This window comes from Tenericutes bacterium MZ-XQ, from assembly GCA_002838205.1.
Classification (GTDB): Bacteria; Bacillota_I; Bacilli_A; order Acholeplasmatales; family Acholeplasmataceae; genus Mariniplasma.
Window position 1 is genome coordinate 1,292,436 of the sequence record CP017950.1, and the last position, 22,620, is coordinate 1,315,055.

Here is a 22,620-nt window from a genome sequence, read left to right on the forward strand (position 1 = left end):
GAAGCCCATCCTTTAGCAAGTGGTGCCATGATTTTACTTAATACTTTTTTCATGATACCACCACCTTATAATCTCTCGACTCTACGGTGTGACCATCCAAAGTAACATCTTCATAATTGTAGTTGACATAGATAATAACGCCATTAGAATAAGTAACTTTTACAAATCCTGTTGAGAGCACTTCACGATTTTCAATGCTTGCACCAAGCACATGATTTAATGCGTCACTTAAATAGCCATAAGTTTCTAAAATTTCATCTTCATAATCACTTCTTGTTGTAGTGTAGAAAACAGATGCATTCGTATAACGCATTTCATATGTATCTTCTTCTGTCAAAATATAACTTGGATTAATACCGAAATCAACCATCATGAGTAATCGATCTTCACCCATCGCATTGAAATTCAAAAATGGAGTGTAGTAAGATATGCTACCTTTTAATATCAACGGTAAAATTGGTACTAAATCTGTATAATAATCGTATTGCGCATTGGTAATTGGCATATCCACATAACCACTAATCTTATCGAAGAAATAAGCATTAGGATTGCTCAATAAGACTTGATCGTATAGATCGAGAATGTCATGATAGTAATCAAGTGATATTGATCGTTCATAATTACCACCATCATAATAACTAAATAGTGTATATCCAATAGCTGATAGATAGAGGCCTGATACACCAAGGTCTTGGAAGAATGCTTGATCATCACGTGCAAACTTATAACTTTGTTCTGGATATAGGAAATAAACTTCAGTCACTTGTGCATTAAGACTTCTAAAGTTTCTTTCCATTTTTAATCTTGATAAATCTCTAGCAACATCTCGATTGTAAGATAAACGATCGGTAAGTTCAGAGCCGTTTACATAATCATTGTCCAAATAGATGGTATTTTGATCAGATTTTATGGTTTCAAACAGTTCCTTATAATCATTTTTATTTGCAATTTGTCTATCATAAGGTGCTTGGAACACATACCCATCTTTACTCCAACCGAAAAGTGTGATTTGTTGATTTGTAAGATTATTTGACTTAAATGATTGATAACTATTATATACATCTTCAACTGTTGTCATCTTAATGTTTGTTGATCCAATAAATGATTTTTCTTGATCACCCATAATGTAACCTAAGTGAATAGGAATTTGATCATTTAAGTCTTTTTCCTTGTCACTTAAGACACCCGTGTTTATCAATTTATCACGATAGATTTTTGCCATACCAACGTAAGAAGCATCATCATCTGATAAGAAGTAATAATTGACTTTATAATCATTTGTTGTAAAATCATCGCTGATGGTATCATTACCATCACCAGCTTTGTTAATAATGTATCGATACATTTGTCTAACATTATATCTTGTACCAATTCGGTGATATCTTGTGTTTGTTCCCCAAAATTGGCTTAAGAGTGTCGTAACCTCAGCACCCTCTTCAACTTCAGCTAGATATCCATTTGCACCATGTTCATGAACCATTCCAAAAATAGGTACTGATAAACTAGGAACAGTATTTTGTCTATAGCCATAGTCATCTCCATAAAATGGTGATTGGAATGATGTGTTATAGGCTTTATTAGTTCTTATCAAAGCTCCTACACCATCTGGAATCATCATGTATCCAGGGAAATAGTCTTCTCTCGTAGCTCCTAAATAAGGGAACACTTGAATAGATAATAATCGGTAAATTTCATCATATTCTTCGATGAGATCGACTGGAATATGCACACTTAAGGTACCATCAATCAAACTGATATTAACTTCAAATTTGATGTCAATAGTCTTTAAATCTACGGCAACAGTGAACCCTGTTGTTGTTTTGTTTTTAATTGATGTAGACACTCTTCTTGTTGCATAACTTCCTGCTTCAAGTTGATATACACCAAGCGGATCAGTTTGTCCCTCTTTGATCGAACCATCAGTTACATATGAAGCTTCTGCAAGCGAGTAGAGTGACTCTGTGGAAATCGTTGATGCTGATATGTTTTGACTTCTGACATAACTTACCCATAAGCCTGAATTCATTAGATTTCTGTTTTGAGTGTTGTTCTCTCTATTTCCACTGATCCCTTGAAATTCAGGTCTTGATGACCACAAATAATCTGTAATTTTATTATAGATCATCATTGAAAATGAATCTTTCTCAAAATAAACTGTAAGCTCAGGAGTATCAAACATTACTTCAAAACCTAAGCTCAAAATATCAGCAGATGAAAATTCGAGTTGGAAGTCATCATGATAAACATCCAAAATTGCTTGATCAACTTGATCTTTTTGCGTATATCGAGAAGATTCCAAAAAGATTTGATTGATATAGTTAAAATTAGTTTCAACTTCAGTTTCTTGAGATACTTGAGGTGATTGATAACCATAAGATATCACAAGAACACTCATACTAAATATGAGAACAATAAGTACATATTTCATATATTTAGCCACGGTTAATCAACTCCCTTACAATATCTGCAAATAACCCAAATACTTCATTGAGTAATAAATAAACGATAAACAATACTGCAACAATCATCAGTGCAGTAAAAATCGAAATAAGAATGTTAGCAATCGTTGGTTTCATATCATAGAAATGAATTTCTTTGACCATGACAATAAAGTAAATTACTGTTATGCCCAATCCGATGTTTAAAAGTGCATCATATATAAATGCTTCATTGTATGTTAAGCCCTTAGATACAATGGTTAAAACAGGAAAGGCGATGATCATTGGTAATAGTGTATACGCAGATGCTTGGAAAACATCTCTTAACTTACCTTCACCATCTCTAATACTACATACTAAATAGTTAGCAACTACCCATAACATAAAAGGAACAATGATTTTAACTAATTCTTCGAATAAATTGATTTCTGAAGGAATTCTACTGTTAAATAAGAAACTTGTTTCATAAATCCAATAAATATAGGCTAAGAAAAATAGTAGTAAATAGATAGTAGCTGTAAAATTCGAACCCTTCTTCTCACGTTTAATACCATAATATCCATCAGATGGATGTTTGAAAATATAGAATGGGAACACGAGTTCTTGATATGTTTTATATTTAGATAAGAATGCTTTTGCTTTTCTAAATGGTAATTTGACATATTCCATAAAATGAGTAAATAAGTTGACGAAATATAGGACGATTGCGATTAAAACAAATGAAACTGCAACGCCGCCACTATTTAATAACACATCATTTCTTACTTCCCAGTATGCATCTGAATACCCAGATTGATCTCTTGCAACTTCGTAATATTCCATTGCTTTTTCATATTCCATATCTGAGAAATATGCATTACCAATACCTTTATTTGCTAAATCAAATAAACCATTCATCTTTAATACTTCTTGCCAAGGCTCAAGTGATTCGCTATAACGACCATCTTGATATAAACTAATCGCATAATGCACTAAGTCTGCAAACTCAGTTGGAATAAAGACTTGAAGTGCCGAAGTTTCTTGGTCAAGTGCATAAATATTATTTTTCGAGTCAACCGCAATACCAGTTGGTGCTTTAAACAAACCTTTTTGGTTACTTGTATCTAGTCCACTAAATACAAACAACACTGATCCATCTGGGGCATATTCAACAATATAACCATCAGTTGTGATATTAAAGATCGTGTCATATGGTCCGACAAATAAATCCTCTGTCGTATCAAAACCCCATGCAGATTCATTGTAAACAAAATTTGCGATATTCAACTTCTTATATCCATCTACACCTTTTGTCGTTGTTAGAATCAATCCATCTCTATCAACAGCAATATTGTAAACTGGATCTGGAATCATTTGGAACCACTCACGTCTTTGATCCTCATCAAACAAAATGAATCTCAAGACATTATCCCAAGTGTTTGGAATGGTATTTCCTCCAAAGAATCCAAAGAAATTACCTGAATTTTCATATTCTGCAAGCCCATTGATGTTACCAGCTAAAAGCATGTAAACATTGTTACCTTTATCTGTGATAATCTTCGTTGGATCAAAAGCATCACTATCAGAAAAATATGGAGTGTTCACTGGTTTTTGATAAGTAGTTTCTAAAGTATAATCATTTAGAGTTTCATCATATACAAACTTTAAACCCATTTTTAAACCAAAATCTGCAACATATAAATGTCCATCTTCACCGACGTGAACACCTGTAGGTTGATCAAGTATACCTTCACCAATAGATAGTACAGTATCATCTGCTAAACTATATCTAATCACACGTTTATTACCAAGATCTGATATATATATGTTATCGTTAGCATCCACCGTGATATCACTTGGTTGATTCAACTCAAGTCCTGCAAGATCTGTTTGAATGGATAATGGGATATATGCATCTTGAGTCCATACCATACGACCTAATGCACTACTATAAGTAAACGTTGAGTAAGGTAAGCCATTTGCTTCTGCTTTGAAAGTAGGGATGAAAGCTAATGTAAATATAAAGAATAATATAAATAACTTTTTCATTATTTGATACCTGAATGAGCCATGGTGTTCATGACTTTACCTTGTAAGAATATAAATAGTAGTAAGTTTGGAATAAACATAATCAAAGAAGCTGCAGCGGCCATCCCTTGTCCTGCAACAGTATTTCCTTGAAGAGATGTTAAACTTTGCATATAAAATGCTAATGTTCTTTTTGATTCATCATTAATATATAAAACAGATGTAGACACATCATTCCAAATCGCTTGGAAAGCTAAGATACCTACAGTTGCAACTGCTGGCGCAATCACTGGTAAAACGATTTTCATAAAGATTTGCATCTCTGATGCACCATCAATTTTAGCTGATTCGATAATTTCATTTGGTGTTTGATCGATAAATTGCTTAATCAAAAACATCGCAACAGGCATAACAATGACTGGCAAGATATGTGCTGCGTATGTATCAATTAAACCAGATCTAGCGATAATCAAATATCTTGGAATTTGAACTGCAATCGGTACAAACATTAATGCTAGCGTGTTAATTTCAAATAAAAGTTTTTTACCTCTAAACTTAAGCTTAGAAAGTGCATACGCAGAAAATGCTGTAATAAATATTGCAAGTGTAACTCCAATGATAGTTACAATCAAACTATTGACTAAGTATCTTGAAAAAGGAACACCTGAAGCTGAAACTAAACGAGACAACTCATTAAAGTTATCAAACACAGGGTTTCGCACGAAAAATCTAGGTGGATACGCAAATAATTCACTTCTTGGCTTAAAGGCATGATTGATGATAAACAAAATAGGTAGAATCATCAATGTCGAAAAAGGAATTAAAAATATGAAGAATGGTAATTGGCTTTTGTGTAATCTCGTTGGATTTATCTTTGTACCTTGGAAACTTGCTGATGCCATATAATCACTCCTTTTCTCCTAAAATTTTCCATGTTACTTTTGATATAAAATATACCATAAGTAATAAAACTACTGAAACAGTTGCTGCATAACCCATCATATATCTAATAAATCCAAAATCTTCAATGTGATTTACTATGAGCTGCCCAGCATATTGTGGTGTTGGATTGGAGCCCGATAATTGAACACCTATCCCACCTGCTTGGAAGGTTGTAACAACCGCCATAACAGCACCAAAGAGCATTTGTGGTTTCATCGATGGGATTGTGATAAAGAAAATTTCTTGTGCTCTATTTTTAATACCATCAACATAAGCTGCTTCATATAAAGTTTGATCAATGTTTAGAACCCCTGCTAACATCGCTAAGAATCCTACACCCATTGAAGACCATAGACTAACAACAATCATAATCGTCATTAAGTAATCTGGTGATTGTAAGAACTGAATGGGTTCTAATATGACACCCCAGTTTAATAATAAACTGTTTAAGTACCCTTGTGAGTCACCAGAGAAGATAATACGCCACATTGCAGCCATCGCAACCCCCATAGTGAGTGATGGTGAATATAGAATAATTGCTAAAACAGTTCTATATCTCTGTGGAATTTGTGCGAGCATCCATGCAAGCATAAATGCCATAATATAACCTACTGGACCGACAATCAATGCAAATCTTAGCGTATTAGATAATACATATTGCATAAAGACTGTGTCCATCGTAATTAATTCGATATAGTTTGTAATCCCAATAACTGTAGGTGCTTGTATAGCGTTAAAGTATGTAAATGATAAGAAAACTGCTGCTAATACTGGAACGATAACGAACACTAAAAACAACGTCCAATATGGTAGGATAAACCATGCTGGATGATTCATTCTTTTAGTCATGATCTACCTCCGTCAACCAAAGATCAATATTATAAATACTTGGAACAATATATTCTTTAACAATGACCCCGTTTTCTGTATACCCAAACTCTGCCATCTTATAAATGATTTCTCGATCTGAAACACGAACTGCTTCATCTAGCGCTTGTCTTGGATTTGTACCTTCAAAAACAATCGATGTCCACGCATTACTAATCGATCTTTCAACCATGTAAGCGCCTGGAATTCTAGATGCTTCCATACCATATTCCCATTGTGCTAAAATAATGTCTTTATACTCATCTGGCATTGAAATCGTTTCAAATGCTTCCATATTTGCAGTATTCCAGAAGTATGCTTGCCCATAAGTGGATTGTAGCAAGAAAGCAAATTCACTTTGAATTGGTGTAGACATCCACCATTCTAAGAAATCCCACGCTTCTTCTGGATATGCTGTAGAACTCATAATCATGGATGATTGTCCACCAACAGATGAATATCTGATAATTTCATCAGTTTCTTCGTTATAAACACCTGGATGTAAATCCATAGCCCAAAGTCCATCAAGCTCTACTGCTGCTGTTTCAAGCAAGATATAAGTTGCTAAATTTGATATACCGATTGGAAGTAATCCATATCTAAAATGGTTGTAGAAGTTCGGTACATATTTAGGAAGGTTATATAAAGTAAATAAATCACTCATGAGTGTAATACCTTCTAAAGTTTCTTCGGAGTTAATCGCTGTTGACATACCATCTGGCGCATATAAATCTCCACCAAACTGATAAATAAATGGTAGTGTTGCGACGTAAGGTTTAAGTCCACTAAACTGAGCAATCGGAACAAAGTAGTTCATACCGTAACTTTGAAGTAGTGGTAAAATCTCAATGATTTCTTCCCATGTTTGTGGGATATCCGTTATGCCAATACTATTTAAAATATCTCTCCGGTAATATGTTACCCAGAAATCTTGAGTTTCAGGAAGTGCGTAAACGCCGTCTTCAAAAACATAAGGGATCATTGCACCTTTCGTAAATTGTGCGACAGATGCTTCATAACCTTCAAATTGTCTTAAATCAAGTGCTGCATCCCTAACTGCAAAATCATAAGGAATCCAGTGATCTACACCAATAGCTAAATCAGGTGCTTGTCCACTAGCATTTGCTAAAACTAATTTGTTTTGATCTGGCATTTGTGATAATGTTACTCTTCTATTACCTGTATAATTTTGATCGATTAATCGTTGCATGATTTCGATATATTGTCTAGGATGATTAACCCAAACAGTTAAATCTTCATCATTTCTATCTGAAGCTGAATATGGATTATTAATAAATGATAAGACTAAACGTTTTGTGCCTTCAAAAAATCTAACAAAGAAGTTAGCATAAGGTTTTGGTATGTCATTGTCTCCATGGACAATCATACGTTCCATTTCCATGTTTGTTCTTAATAGATTTTCCATTAAATTACCTAAAATTTGATTGACTGATGAATCTCCATCAGAAAACTGCACCATCATGGATGGTAGCTTATTTATATCATCTGCGATGTTGCTTAATCTTGTTGCTGCAACTTTTAAGTTTGCAATTTCTGCAGGTTCTTCAATTTCTGATAAAGGTAGGTATGCATTATAAGTATCTTCTAACAAAGCAACCCAACTTCTAATATCACTTTCTGCATCTGGAAAATAAAGTTCAATATCCCAGTCTCTATATCGATCTGTTCCTCCAGCTGTATAGCGTTTAATATCAAGCGATAATGATTGAATATTTTGCATAACATACTGAACTGTTTCAATAATATCTCTATATGGATAGTTAACAGACTCTAAAGTGATTTCATGTGTTCCAGCTTCTAAATAAACTTTTATAAACTCATTATTCTCATCTGTCAATGTTCTATTGATGAAATTTGTTGTATATGGAAAAGCATAACTTTCAAATAAATCAAATGGCACTTCGCCATTGATACTTATTTTTTTATAAACTGGTAAATCTTTAATCATATATTGGCGATATTTAAATGATAAATGATAAAAACCTGATGTTTCTACATCAACTTCATATGTAACTTTATCCCCAGAGTTTTGCCAAGAATCACCAAAAATGACGTTGAGTCTTAAAAATTGCGTATCGTAATACATATTCGATGCATCTTGTTCTGTTCTAAGTCTAATTGACGGATTATTTCTGTGTAATATGTTTCTTGCAGAAATCATGATTTGTTCATTGATTACCTCTGCATTTGGATACATCTCTAAGTAAGATTCATAGGATTGATAAGATACATTTTCTATGTAATATACCTGTCCAATTAATACTTCTTGATTGACAAATGATATCGTTATTTCATCACCTTGTTCTAAATAAAAACCGAAATAACCAGGATGCATGCCTCGATAATCATAAATCGGTTGGTTATACCAATCCTTAATTTTAATTGAGCTTGGCATGATCTCGTTTTCATAACGATCTAAAGCAAAATCATATGTTTCATAGACCCATTTCGAGTTTAAAACCAAAGTTTGAGCTTCATAAAATTGTGGCTCACCATTAATTGATATGGATATTTGTGCTTGATCTATGTTTTCTTGTAATTCATAATAGTCAATCGCAAAATAGTAAAGACCTGCTTTCGACTCATCGTGTGTCCATGTGATATCATTGGTCTCACTTAATAAGAAAACATGATCACTACTCTGGTTTGAAGCTAAGTAATCAGCTACGATATCTTGATACTCATCGTCGTTAAGATCAATCATATCCCCTTGCATCTCACTGGTTACAATGGTTCTCTCTATATCAGCATCATCAATATTTTGATTGAGATAGCCTTGTTTTAATTCGCTGTAAAGTGTTTGTTCATAGGCTTGTGAAAGTGTTTGATTTGAATAATCATAAGAGAGAGACTGAGTCTCATAAAACTGATGATTATCAGATACCTTAAAAAAAGAAACCGTTAAGACAGTTAAGAGAAAAACAGAAAAGAATAGGATCAATCCTTTCTTAATGGTTAATGATTTAAAAAATGTAATAATAATAGTCAATCCTTTTTTTAAAATATCTAATATTTTCTTCATAATGCCTCCATAAATATAGTATCAAGAGGGGACTGGTATCCCCTCTATCAACTTTTTAAATTTTATTAATCAGAACCTAAAGTTTCAAGTTGTCCTTGGACAATCTCATTCGCTTTATTTTCCCATTGAACTGCATAAGTTCTTACTGATTCAGGACCAGCAGTCACTAAGTTTTCCCAATTGTATGGGTTTTCTGGATCATTAACCCATGCCCAGAAATCTTTATAGCCTGGTAACCATTTATCTAAGTCAGGTTTAGCATACTCAATACGATTAAAGATATAATCAATACCTTCAATACCATCGACTAAATCATAAACTCTATCCCAAACACCTGGATAATCAGCAACAGGGAATCTGTCTAAATGTACTGGTTCTTCACCATTTGCAAGTGCTTCAGCACGATCTTCTTCTAATAAATCTAGGCGAGCGTTCCATCCATCTTGACCAAATGTCATCCATTTAGCTAGTAAATAAGCTTCTTCTGGATGATCAGTTTGAGATGAAACAGCTTGATAATCTAGAATTGTTGGTGGGAATAAACCAGCATCACCACTTGGATATGGCCAGAAACCAATTTGGTCTCCAACATTTTCCGCAACATCTTTGATCACCCAAAATTGCCATGAACCTTCGATATCCATTGCACCAACACCAGTTTGAATTAAGTAATTTTGGAGAATCTCATTAGCATCTAAAACTTCTTGGGTAAAACGAGTTGTAGTACCATTAGTTAATTGATGTAACTTAACTTTCTCTTCCATTGCATAAATCCAATCATCTGATGTGTAGTTAAATTGTGTGCCATCCCATGTATCATATTGTACATTTTCATCTTCCATCATTGGCCATACTTGTTGGAAATCCGGAGATCCATACCAAGTATCTAACCCAACAACAGTATCTGCTGGATTTGCTAATGTATCACCATTAAGTTCAAAATTTTTAATAGCTTTTGCAATTTCAACAAATTCTTCAAAAGTCCAATCTTTTACAGGATATCCATCGTTATCAATACGGTATTTACCTTCAACAGTTGTTAAGTTTGCATCTTCAAAAATATCTAAATTAATCATGATACCTTTTAAGAATTGGAATGATGGTACAGCATAACGCTTCCCATTATAAACACCTGTTAATGCAATATTGTCATAAACTAAATCTGTATCTGGATCTGCATCCCAATACTCGGCAACATCTAATGTTAAACCTGCATTAATAACAGTAGGCACGTTATCAGTTGCAAACACGTCAGGTAATAATCCAGCTTGAGCAGCTGTAACTAAGTTACCAGTAAACGCTTCACCACTACCTTCGATATCAGTTCTTAATGTAACATCGATGTGTGGATATTCTTCTTCAAATGCATCAATTAATCGTTGGTTAAAATCTGCATCTCCCCAATCAGCATAAGATAATGCGATTGTTTGTGTAGGTCCATTTGGATCTATAGGATCATCTTCACCACAAGCGTAAAGGACAAATCCTAAAACAAGAACAATTAATAATGTAAATAATTTTTTCATTATTTACACCTCCTTAATTAAAGTTTTGATAAAGTAATATTTCTTCAATAGTAAATGTACCTAATTCAGAAACAAGAGGATCTCCTAAATTACCAAAATCAAACTCAAATTTCACTTCGTCTGTAATATCATTTTCTACAGTGAACTCAACATATACAACTTTTTGTACGTCAGCTTCAACTGCGAAATCTTCTTTACCATCAACTAATATTGAACTAAATCCCCAAGCTGGAACAACCATGTTCACTCTTAGGTCTCTAGCAACTGATGAAGTAACAACTACTTTAAGTACATAGTTACCAGCTTTTAATCCATCTAACATTTGATAAACATGTGGTTGGTATGCTGCACCCATAGCTGTTACAGTAACAACAGCGTTACCATCTTCACTTAGAACCATAGAGCCTTCGCCACCACCTGCATTATCATACATAAAGTAAGGAACTGTAGTTGCATCACCATTTACGATTAGCTCTGGAGCTTCAGCGTTATCTTTTTCTTTTAAAGTAACATTATCTAATGAAACTGTACCAGCAGCAAAGTTAGCTGTTAATCCCATTTCAAAACTTAATACTAGGTTTTCCATTTGACCTTCAGCAGGTGTAGTAAACTCAAATGTATAAGTAACCATGTCAGTTGTTAACATTTGACCTAATTGTTCAAGATAATTCACATAATCAGCACGGAATATCTTAATGTTGATATCACGAGCTACTGATGCCATTGCGTCAACTGAGAATACATAAGTTGTACTTGGTGCTAAATTTAAGTTTTGGTTAAACTGGATAGCCCAATTTGCTTCACCAGCTTTATCAGTTGTGATATTGAATGTACCACCAGTACGATCATAAGTTACATTTGGCATATCGCCCCAGTTTTGATACCATAATGTCCAACCATCAGCAAATGATGAATTTACTAATAAATCATCTAAAATTGCCTTATTTACAGCTATGCTATCAAATTCTACAGTACCATCTACGTACCCACCAGTATTTCCAATTTCAACAACAATTTGAATATCACTTGATGTTTCTTTTGTTGATGTAAATAAGAACTCATAAGTTGCAAATTCAGTTGTTAACTCAACAGCATTAAATCTTGCATACTCAATCCACCATGGTTCAGCTGTTAGAGGAATACCTAATGCAACATTTACTGTTCTAGCTGCAGAAGCTTTCATAACTAATACAACTCTATAAGTGTCACCTTCAACTAAAGTAATATTACTTTGCATTAACTTAATATCCCAAGGATTACCTGGAGTTCCTGCAGTTGTAATTGAGAAAGTTCCCGCAGTTGTATCAATACCTGAATCAGTTACAAACGCATTTCCTTCATCAAATATTTCCCATTCAGAAGGATCACCAAGTGCAGCATCAAAATCACCATTGACTAAAAGATTAGTTTCTTCAAATTGCATACCAACTACTTCTAATGTTACAACAAATTCAGCTTCATTACCAGCAGCATCAGCTATTGTATAAGTAATTGTGAACGTGCCTTCAACTGATGTATCAACTGTAGTTACAACATCACCTAAAGCATTTTTGATTTCAACAACGATATCTTCTGTAACATCACCATCAACGATATCAAATGCAGTTACACCAGTCATTGGATCAAATGCATTACCTACAAGTACTGATCTATTTTCTACTAAACCAGTAAATGTTGGTGCAGTTTCATCTGGATCTGGTGTTGCTTCTTCAATAGTAATATCATCAAACCATAATGTTGCATCTACACCAATACCACCAATCGCACCTAACTCAAATAATAAACCACCACGTGGGTTATCAAGAGTCATAGTAAACTTATATGAGTAAGTTGCCCATTCTGTAGTAATTGTTTTATGAACAGTTAATCCTTCTTTAAAGTCTGTAAAGTATGGAGGACCAGCTAATAATTCACCAACTTGTAAGTTGATCATTTTTTCCACACTTGATTTAGCTCTAAAAGAAACTTCATAAGTTACACCTTGTTCAAAAGGTACATTCATTTGACCGAATCTTGGAGTGTACGAGTTTGTACCAGCAACAACTTCTGCTTTTAAAGCTGGGTTGCCATCGAATTCTTCTGTCGATAGTGTCATTTCTGCGCCATCTGCGATATAAACAGCACCACCGTCCCAACCAGCTGTACCTTGTGAAAAGTCAGGGTTAAGTAACATTTGTCCTTCAACTGGAGCAGGCTCTTTTACAGTAATTGTTCTGAATTTTTGAGCTAAAATACCTTCAACTTCAACTTCATACTTAACGACGTGATTTCCAGTCACAAGCGTATTTAATACACCCTCATCTGTAATATCCGATGTTGAAGTAAACGTGATTAAATCCGTATAATCTACATCGTTATTACCTGTAGCAGTAACTCCCTCAAGTACATTGAAAACCTCTTCAAATTCAAGAGTTACGTTTTCTGCGCCACTAAATGTAATTGCTGAAAGTGGTGTTTCAATTGGATCATCTTCACCACATGCAATTAGGGTGAATACAGCAACTAGCATCATCATGACGACAAACATTTTCTTTTTCATCTATTTTCCTCCTTATTATAATAGACAATTATTTCAAAGACATTTTTTTCTCTTATGTCTTTTGCCCAAATTCCATCCACAAAGCCTTGATTAAAGGTCTTTGTCTCATCATCTTTCTTGACAACTATTTTTTCGATATAAGCATCTTCATCAAATGTATTTAAACCTTTTGGATTTTCATAAATGACTTTAATACTTCCAAAAAGTGTTGTCTCTACTTTTTGGTCCTTAAAGAACGATTTTTCTAATTTAGGTTTTGGCCTGTAAATAAGTTTTTCATCTTTAAGTTCGAATATATGTTTACCATGGAACATAAACTGATACATGGATAGCATCTCTGCTGTTGAACCTGAAAGTCTTGCTACAAATCCTTGACCATGTTTTTTAGGATCTGGATTTGATGAAGTCGCGATAAATGATGATACTTCTAATGGTGAACGACCATAAATCTTAGGATCCATGAAACATGTGTAATTTGACTTAATTTCTTCATAGAATGTTTCATAAAGCCCTGCTTTTAATAATCCTAGTAAGTATTTATAAGTCATGTGCAAGAAATTAGATTCTCTTTCTAACCACCCTGGTGTAAATGCTTTAAGTCTACCAATTTCAAATGATTCATTTTCTAATGAAACACTTGTTTGATAAAACTTATGTTTTTGATCATATAAACCAGTTTTTTTAACTTTTTGGTAAATCTCAAATGCTTCTTCTTTACTTGCTGAATTTTTGATGTACCTTGCCGGTCCTTCTAGGAATGCTGGTAATGGCCTCATCTTAAACTTACTTACTCTAACAAGAGGTAGGCCATAATGTCCAATGATTGGATTTTTATGGTCATCTAAGATTTGCTCATACGCTTCTGCTTCAAAAGTAAGGTATGTTGGAATCACTTCATCAACTTGTTTTGCTTTTTCAGTAGATTCTTCCAGTTGTGTTAAAATTTTCTTTAACATCGATAAAGCTAATTCTTGTTTGACTTCAACAGTTTTTGTACTACGGTTTAATCGCTTAAATCTGTAATTTTCTAAGATGCTCATGCGCTCTTTCCAGTTTGTAAGATCATCTTTGACTTCCATATCATTTAAACCCATAAGCATTTGTGCAGTATCTTCGAGTAAAGTAAATGATTGATGCTCCGTACTAAATAAATGCTCATAAACAAATTTTGCTAATTTTTTGAGTTCAAACATTTCTGATACACCTGAACCAAATAATCCTGGTAATCCATTACAAGCATCATTCCATCCTGGTTTATTACCTTCATACGACAATCCAATACCATATGGATCTAAATGTGCAAATTTATTTAAGACTAAGGTCATCAATTTACCAACAATAGGTATTTTCAGTTCTTGACCATCTTTTTTTAACCATGTCTCAACTGGATCTATATGTTTTAATGCACCAAATTGTCTCACTTTGTTATCTTTAGTTAAAACATATTTTTCATCTCTTGGTACGACATAAGCATTGGATTGATAAAAACCAACGTGTTCTTTAAATAGCAATTCATGCATTTGATCTGGGTAAACTGTTTCAAAGTTCTCAATCAAATCTAATAAGTAAGTAAAATGATCTTCCCAATACCCTTCACCAAATGATGCCTGATAATTAACTTTTGATTGTTCTAGAATTTCATTGAATAAATGATCAAGACTTTCATCTTCTAGTGTCATTGCTAATACACCAGGTGTAAAAGGTTTTTTTAACAATGTCTTTACTGATTTTGGATATTTTTCTACATCTCCTAAATAATCAAATGTAACACCTTCTATAGACAGTGGGTTATATCCATCATCTTGAATAAATGACGCAAACATTTTGATATTGAATGCTTTTATTTCTGGGAAAAAGATAAGATCATTTCTTCTATTTTGTAAAACATCTCTAAAATTTCCATTTCCTTGTGAATAATAAGCTGGTTCTAAATTGAAGAAGTTATAATCTCTTTCTAAATCACCATGTTTTCTTGAATACACATAATATGATGCAAAACCATCTTTTACTTTAAGTTGTAACGGGTATCCACCTCTTAGAACATTATCTAAATAGCTTTGCTTGATGTATGCATCATAGATTGGATAATTTGTCTTCGTCTCTACAACATTTGTGATATCTTCATGTAATTTTTGGTTTTCAACTTCTTTATCAAGAATATATGACATGTTTGTCTTTTTAATAAACTCAGATAATTTTGTTTCATGCTCAACATATCCAAACATTGAAACAAATGTTTTGCTTTGATTAGATTTGATACCTTTAAAAGATTGATAAGCAAATGCACAAGGTATTTGATTCACATGCGTTTGGCTCTGATCTTTTAAAGTCCCATCAATTAAATGGTACGGTGTATTTAATGTAGTATCCTCATTAAATACGGCTTTATAATCATAAATATATGTTGGACTTATATCAGATATGGTGTGAATAAAATGTCCTTCAGCAATTTCAGATACTTCAGCTTCATCACCAGTTGAACCTCTAAGTGTGTAAAAGACATAATCGTCTGTATTTTTGGACTCAACCCAACTTTGTAATAGATTAGAAATAGATTTATAGCCACCATAATCAATACCTGTAGGCAAAATTTGAGCTAATCCATCAACAATCTCAATATCAAGACTTTCTTTGTTGTGATTGATGATTTCTACTTTTCGATTTAACGATGCAAGTCTTTCATTAGGTAATGTGAAATATGTCACTCTAATCGTTACATTAAATTTTTCAATGTGTTGAGAAATTGATACTTTATCTTGATAAACATCCAATGTTTGTTGTTCATCTTCCTCTTTAAAACATTCTATTGTTTCGTTCTTTATTTTAATGAACGTTCTAAATCCAATCTTTGATACATAATGATATGCAGCATGTGCTGGGAAGAACTCCATAATTTGTCCATTTTTATTTTTTACTCCAAATGATGCAATCAATTGGCCTCTATTGACATAAAAAGCCCATAAAGGAATACCCTTTAAGCCGGAAATCCCACTTAAGAAGCTAGAGAATGGTTTTTGTTTTTGATAATTCAGTTGTTGAAAATGATATTTCTCCATACTTTTCCTCCTTTTAGGAAATCGGTTTCTTTCACCTATATATAAATATCATAACATAATAGGAAACCGTTTTCAATAAATTTAAATTATTTTTTTCTAGTTGATTCTCTGACGATGAGTTCTACTGGAAGTTTGACAACTTCTTCAATCTCTTCATCAGGGTTTTCGATGAGTTCGAGTAAAAGCTTTGCAGCTCTTTCACCAAGTTCTTTACGATCTTGTCTGATGGTTGTTAGTGAAGGTGTAAAATGCTTTGCAAATGCAATATCGTCAAATCCAATAACACTTATATCTTCAGGTATATTTATGCCTAAATCTTTTAGTCCTTTTAATACCCCTAAAGCAATGTCATCACTTGCTACTAATATACATTCTGGTCTATTTTTTGTGCTCTTAATAAGTTCTTGTGCTGCATTATATCCGCTTGTAAAACCAAAACTCTCTGCGTAAGTAATATCTGCAACATTTTCCATTTGATATGTTTGTACTAACTTTTGATAAGCATCTACACGTTCATTAAACGCCTTTGATGTTTTAGGTCCTGATATAAATGCTAATTTTTTAGCATCCAGTTCATTGTTTATAAAATCGAATATGAGTTTCATACCAAGTTCATTATCACTGACAACGGTATGCAATCCAGGAACCAACATATCTGTAGAAACGGCAGGTATTGGACTATTGATTAAATCATACAGACCTTTATCATTATAATTGCCCACAACAATATAAACGCCATCTACTCTTTTATTCATGCACCACTCTAAATAAGATAGTTCATGTTGTCCAAGTTTTTTAACAATAAAACTAAGCTCATATCCTTGAAGTTCAACATATGTCTTGAAGTGTTGCAAGATGCTCGAAAAAAACGAGTGTTCTAATCCAACATCAGATTCTTCAGTAAAAACAATACCAACAGTATAAGTTCTTTTTGATTTTAGCATACGCGCAGAATTGTTTGGAACATATCCAACTTCTTTAATGTACGCAAGCACTCGTTCACGAGTTTTCGCAGAAACATTTCCTGTTTGGTTAATAACTTTTGAAATTGTACCAGGAGCTAAATTCAACTCTTTAGCAATATTGTATATTGTTCGTTTTTTTGTCACTTATGATTCACTTCTTTCATAGACTTTAACTGATTTTATTTTAAATTCAACCGGAAAGATACTTTCGTCAATCGCACCACCCCAGTGACCACCAATGGCCAAATTGATGATTAAATGAAATGGTTGATCATACGGCCAGTCTTCTTGAGTTGCATGTTTACTTTTTTTGAATGTTGCCATCAATTTTTGATTGATATAAAATGATATTTGACCCTCATCCCACTCCATACTATATGTTTGAAAATCATCAAGTAACGATAAATCGTCATAAACATAAGTTAAATGATTATTCTTCTTATGATTAAAGGTTTGTGTATGTAATGAAAAATGAAATTGCCCAGGTCTTCTTCCAATATGCTCAATTAAATCAATCTCTCCACACATTGGCCAACCCACTTCTTTTTTGTTTTCACCTAATAACCATATTGCAGGCCAAGTGCCACTGCCTTTAGGTAGTTTAGCCTCAACTTCAATACGACCATACTTGATATGTTTTTTCTGATATGTTGAAAGCTTCCCTGAAGTATAATGTCTGTGTTCATAATCTTCTTTATGAGCAACTATATGTAACATTTGATCTTTCACATATATATTTTTTTCTTGGTTCGTATAAAATTGTGCCTCGTTATTCCCAAATCCATTTCCACCTGTTTCAATGGTCCATATATCTGAATTTAGGTAACCATCTTTATCGAACTGATCTTGCCATAAAAGTTTGTATGTCATTTTGATGCTCCTAAAGCCAATTTTTTTATGGTGTTCATTTCTTCCTCGTTTAAATAAATGCGATGTGAGTTTCCATCACACGTATCTTCTTCTTCTATAATCAGTAGTTGTGCGTCTTTGGATAAAGCATGCGCATGATAAACACCTTTAGGAATACGATAAACTTTAAATGGTTCCATCGCAAAATACTCAAAGTTTTTTTGATTGATATCAGTCGTTAAAAACATATGACATTCACCGTTTAATAAGACAAAAACCTCATCTGTTTCTAAATGACATTCGATGAAATTCAAATGTTCAATATCTAATTCTTCGATGTAATTTAATCTTGCAATGCGCCACGATTTGAAACTGAATAATTTTTCGTATCCAATGCCTTCAGCAAGATATGTTTCAAATAATTTCATCTAAATATACCTCAATGTGATTTTCTATATGCTCTATAGGTTGTTCAATTTGTTTTCCGTTAGAAATAATTTTAGATATTTGATATGACCCATACTCTAAATCTTTTGGATTGTAATAAGTAACAGTAAGTTTACGATTAAAAATATAAGTTGTAATCGCTGCTTTTTTGTCTATAAAATCAGCTTTGGTGAGTTTGGGTTTAAGTTTTAATTTTCCTAAATCAAAATGTATGCCAAATGTTTGATTTCTAAGTAGCAAAAGTACCCAACTAGCAGAACCCGTTAAGTATGTATACTTTCCTATACCCTTTTCTGTAAAGTATTCAGGAATACCAGCCCAAACATGTGATTCTGTTTTTTGAGATTGCTGTAAAACCTTAAATGCTGCTTCTCTACCCTCGATAGCTAAATCATAATTATATAAACCATACGCATACATCATGACCATATGTGAGAAAATAGCACCGTTTTCTTTATGATTATATGCAAACCCAAAAGCTCTACCCATGTCATGTAATACCTTTTTATGGTCTGAGTTTAAATGGTAACCACCTATTTCAGGATTAAACAATTTTTCTTTTGTCTTTTGAGCAATTTTAACCGCATGTTCTTTTGAAGGTGTTTTTGCTAATAACGCCATCGCTTGACCGGTTAAGCTTAAAGTCTTTTCATCATCCAAAAGTTTCCCTTGATTGTCATAATAACTTTGAAATGTGTCATTTTCAAAAGCTTTTTCATTTAAAAACGCTTTTTTATCTGCAGAAAGCTTTTCTAAGATGTGGACTAAATCGTTTTTATTAATCATAAATTTATGTCCACTAAAATGTTGAACTTGATTAAAATAACGAGATAGATCTGCATGTGCAGTTAATAACATTTCAAGCTCTTCAAATAACTCTACTTGATCAACTTTAAGGTTTTTGATTAAATAGGCTAAAATATTAAGATTTTCAGCATACATGTGCGTAAAAGCAATCGTTTCGCCTAATCGAGTAGCCATATCTAAACCATCATTCCAATCGGCATCTTCTAACTTAGTATATCCATTTTTACCAACGTTGTGATACCCAACAAGGTTTTCGACTAGAAGATGTTCTAAAATAGTACCTTCATAAATATTATGATTCTTATCTCTTAATAGATTGTCCTTATGAGGTGTTATGGATTTTTTAGTGTAATGCGTAAAACGATCTTGGAAATATGTTTGTTTTCTAAGTAAGAAATCTATATCTCCAGATTCATCGATATATAATTTCGTAGTAATCATTGGCCAAACACCATGATCAGACCATACACGTGTAATTGAATTTCGATCTGCTTTAAACTCTCCTGGTTGATCACCTATAATGGTTGCGTTTGATCCATCAATTCTTATACCTGCAAAATTACTATATAACAAATCAAAAACACTTTGATCATTCGTCATGATAAGTGCTAATAAATCTTGCCATAAATCTCTCCATCCACGTCCACCTTTTCCATAGTCATGAAGAGGAAGAAAAGAGTTACCATAATATCTTCTGAGAAGTGGTTGTAAAGCTACCCATCTCAATTGATTTGATGTTTCTTTCGAGTCAATATAAAACGATAACTCTTCAACATAATTTGTAAAAAATTGATTTGTCTTGTCTAAGGCATCATTAAATCCTTTTTCATTAAGATATGACGTTTTGAATGCATCTAAGTCTAACGCTTCATGTGTAATTGCAATCGCCATATAGAAAGTTATACGATCATTTGGTTTTACTTCTATTTCATCAAAACATACTGATCCCATCGCTTCATATCCATCGATATGAGCGTTTTCTGCGGTAAGGTTATTTAATCCATTTGGAAAATGAAAAGATCCGCCAGATAGATAATCATCTACAGTAGGAATATACCCTTTGATTTTCATATCTTGACTATGTGCTAAAAAAGTATAAATGGTATCATTGGATTGGTGTCCTCTTTCATCGAAAGATAAAGTAGGATTGACAATGATCGCACCTTGTTTAGCATCAATTCTGTTTAACAAAGATGTAACATGGCGATGATCTCTTACATTATCAGCACTTCTACCGTAAATCGGAGTAGCCGTAAGTATTTTTAATGTTTGACTCTTTTGTGTTGTGTTTGTAAATACGATTTTATGACATTCAGCCATTTCATCAAGAGGAACAAAAGAAGTTGCTTCTATGGTATGTTTTGAATTAATTCTAGTTACTTTTTGATAAAGCATATCGGTTTCATAGATAATATCATCTTGTTGTTGTAGATGTGTTTGACCATTTAAGAAAAACATTTCTTGATCAACAAAAAAGATAACATTTCTAGATTGTGTATGTTCATATAACTCAAGTTCAGAGGCTGGTTCTATTGCATAATGATGTAAATCTGTTTTTACATCTCCAGCAAAAAACGGGGTAATTGCAGATCTAAACCCCTTTAAGTTGAATAGTGGAAAGTAGTAGCCTAAGTTTTCGTAATTTTTAAACTGCTTTTTTATCATGTTATTATCACCTCAAGAAATCGGTTTCCCAATTCCATTATATTAGAAAAATAGAAAAAGTAAAGTCTTTTAATGAAAAAAGTGAAACGCTTACAAAAAAAGAGGCTCTTCGACCTCTTAATTTAGAAATTAAATAATTATTGTTGATATACTATGCGCTTTGCTTAAAAATTTAATCTTTTGATCGAATCCTTGGATATCAACTGTAAAATCTTTATCTTTTTCGTTTTGTATCACTACAATCTTACTTCCATTTGGATTTTCAAAAGCCACAGTAAATAATCCTTGATTTACTGTTGAAGCCAGTTGAACTGCTCCTGGTTTGATATATTTAGAAAAATGACCAATATAAAAATAACTAGGATTTTTCAATATGTTTTCTTGGAAAATATTGACTATAATCGGTGATGAACATAAATTGTTCACATGATTAGGGCCACCAGTATCATCTAAAAACAAATTCCAATCAATATATCCTTCGTTATAATTTCTTAAATCATGAATGATGTTTCTACCATATCTTTCTCCAACTGCATAATCACTTGGATGCGGTCCGTTTTCTTGACACCCTTCGGTAAATAATAAGTGTTTATCTGGGAAAGCATCGTGTGTTTTTTTGACTTCATCAAATAATTCATTATCGTACCAGTGAAATGCTGTCCCGTAGACATATTTATAAGCTTCTGGGTCTGATAGAACTTTTTTAGTTCTTTCAAGCATTAAATCACGATTATGATCCCAAATGTATATTTTTTGATCTAGTTTTTCTTTTTCAAAAGTCTTACCTAAAACTTTTACAAATCTAGCTTCATCTTCTGCTTCATAGATACATGAATCCCATCGTTGAACTGCCATAGGTTCATTTTGAACAGTTACAGAAAAAACATCTATACCTGCTTTTTCGTATGCCCGAATAAACTTAACAAAATATTTCGCCCAAATGTCATCGTACTTAGGTAAGAGTTTCCCCCCTTTGATTGGTGAGTTGTTATCTTTCATCCAAAATGGTGGAGTCCACGGAGAAGCTAGAATTTTTATGTTTTGACCTCTAACTTCAGATGCTTCTTTGATTAAATCAATGATAGGCTGATCTCTTTTAATTGAAAATGATTCAAGTGTATCATCATAGTCATCTATATATAAGTAACTATTTAAACTAAAATCACATCCATGTATTGATACTCTACCAATCGAATATCCAAGTCCATCTACCGGATCAAAGTAAGCATTGATTGCTTTTTGACGTTCTTCTTTATTTACCCTTAACAAATTATATGCACTAGCTTCAGTAAACGCACCACCAAAACCAATGATTTCTTGCATTTTTTGGTTTGGATCAACCGATATGGTTGCTTTTTCTAGTGGAAATATCTCATCAACAATAATTTCATCTAATCGTTCGTTATCACGATTACTTGTTCTAATATGTCTCATCATACACCTTCCTTCTAACTCATTATATATGATAT

The 22,620-nt window shown here is 33.1% G+C and carries 13 protein-coding genes; all 13 read right to left on the minus strand.

Annotated features, from left to right (window positions below; genetic code table 11):
* Positions 1–49: 49 nt before the first annotated feature.
* Entirely contained in the window at positions 50–2,440 is a 2,391-nt protein-coding gene (locus BK011_06370) for a hypothetical protein (protein AUD65328.1), read from the minus strand.
* Entirely contained in the window at positions 2,433–4,466 is a 2,034-nt protein-coding gene (locus BK011_06375; GenBank protein AUD65329.1) for a hypothetical protein, read from the minus strand. The genes BK011_06370 and BK011_06375 overlap by 8 nt, the downstream gene beginning before the upstream one ends.
* Positions 4,466–5,347, minus strand: a complete 882-nt coding sequence (locus tag BK011_06380; protein ID AUD65330.1) for an ABC transporter permease — start codon at positions 5,345–5,347, stop codon at positions 4,466–4,468. The genes BK011_06375 and BK011_06380 overlap by 1 nt, the downstream gene beginning before the upstream one ends.
* A 4-nt stretch (positions 5,348–5,351) precedes the next feature.
* Entirely contained in the window at positions 5,352–6,236 is an 885-nt protein-coding gene (locus tag BK011_06385; protein AUD65331.1) for an ABC transporter permease, read from the minus strand.
* Positions 6,229–9,297, minus strand: a complete 3,069-nt coding sequence (locus tag BK011_06390) for a hypothetical protein (GenBank protein ID AUD65332.1) — start codon at positions 9,295–9,297, stop codon at positions 6,229–6,231. The genes BK011_06385 and BK011_06390 overlap by 8 nt, the downstream gene beginning before the upstream one ends.
* Positions 9,298–9,362: 65 nt before the next feature.
* Positions 9,363–10,823: a hypothetical protein gene (locus BK011_06395; GenBank protein ID AUD65333.1), complete on the minus strand. Its 1,461-nt coding sequence runs from the start codon at positions 10,821–10,823 to the stop codon at positions 9,363–9,365.
* A 13-nt stretch (positions 10,824–10,836) separates the two neighbouring features.
* Positions 10,837–13,362 (minus strand): hypothetical protein, encoded by a 2,526-nt coding sequence (locus BK011_06400; protein AUD65334.1) that lies wholly within the window; start codon positions 13,360–13,362, stop codon positions 10,837–10,839.
* Positions 13,359–16,418, minus strand: a complete 3,060-nt coding sequence (locus tag BK011_06405; protein ID AUD65335.1) for a hypothetical protein — start codon at positions 16,416–16,418, stop codon at positions 13,359–13,361. The genes BK011_06400 and BK011_06405 overlap by 4 nt, the downstream gene beginning before the upstream one ends.
* Before the next feature lie 86 nt (positions 16,419–16,504).
* Complete coding sequence (locus BK011_06410; GenBank protein ID AUD65336.1) at positions 16,505–17,527, minus strand: hypothetical protein; 1,023 nt, start codon at positions 17,525–17,527, stop codon at positions 16,505–16,507.
* Positions 17,528–18,259 carry a hypothetical protein gene (locus tag BK011_06415; GenBank protein ID AUD65337.1) on the minus strand — a complete coding sequence of 244 codons (732 nt, stop codon included), beginning with the start codon at positions 18,257–18,259 and terminating at the stop codon, positions 17,528–17,530.
* Positions 18,250–18,660, minus strand: coding sequence for a hypothetical protein (locus BK011_06420; protein AUD65338.1), 411 nt, complete (start codon positions 18,658–18,660; stop codon positions 18,250–18,252). The genes BK011_06415 and BK011_06420 overlap by 10 nt, the downstream gene beginning before the upstream one ends.
* Entirely contained in the window at positions 18,647–21,151 is a 2,505-nt protein-coding gene (locus BK011_06425; GenBank protein AUD65339.1) for a hypothetical protein, read from the minus strand. Before BK011_06425 ends, BK011_06420 begins: the two co-directional genes overlap by 14 nt.
* Before the next feature lie 129 nt (positions 21,152–21,280).
* Positions 21,281–22,585 carry a hypothetical protein gene (locus BK011_06430; GenBank protein ID AUD65340.1) on the minus strand — a complete coding sequence of 435 codons (1,305 nt, stop codon included), beginning with the start codon at positions 22,583–22,585 and terminating at the stop codon, positions 21,281–21,283.
* Positions 22,586–22,620: the final 35 nt, after the last annotated feature.

Coding starts and splice junctions, on each gene's coding strand:
- BK011_06375 (AUD65329.1), bottom strand. CDS start 4,466: ATGAAAAAGTTATTTATATTATTCTTTATATTTACATTAGCTTTCATC.
- BK011_06380 (AUD65330.1), bottom strand. CDS start 5,347: ATGGCATCAGCAAGTTTCCAAGGTACAAAGATAAATCCAACGAGATTA.
- BK011_06385 (AUD65331.1), bottom strand. CDS start 6,236: ATGACTAAAAGAATGAATCATCCAGCATGGTTTATCCTACCATATTGG.
- BK011_06390 (AUD65332.1), bottom strand. CDS start 9,297: ATGAAGAAAATATTAGATATTTTAAAAAAAGGATTGACTATTATTATT.
- BK011_06395 (AUD65333.1), bottom strand. CDS start 10,823: ATGAAAAAATTATTTACATTATTAATTGTTCTTGTTTTAGGATTTGTC.
- BK011_06400 (AUD65334.1), bottom strand. CDS start 13,362: ATGAAAAAGAAAATGTTTGTCGTCATGATGATGCTAGTTGCTGTATTC.
- BK011_06405 (AUD65335.1), bottom strand. CDS start 16,418: ATGGAGAAATATCATTTTCAACAACTGAATTATCAAAAACAAAAACCA.
- BK011_06420 (AUD65338.1), bottom strand. CDS start 18,660: ATGAAATTATTTGAAACATATCTTGCTGAAGGCATTGGATACGAAAAA.
- BK011_06425 (AUD65339.1), bottom strand. CDS start 21,151: ATGATAAAAAAGCAGTTTAAAAATTACGAAAACTTAGGCTACTACTTT.
- BK011_06430 (AUD65340.1), bottom strand. CDS start 22,585: ATGAGACATATTAGAACAAGTAATCGTGATAACGAACGATTAGATGAA.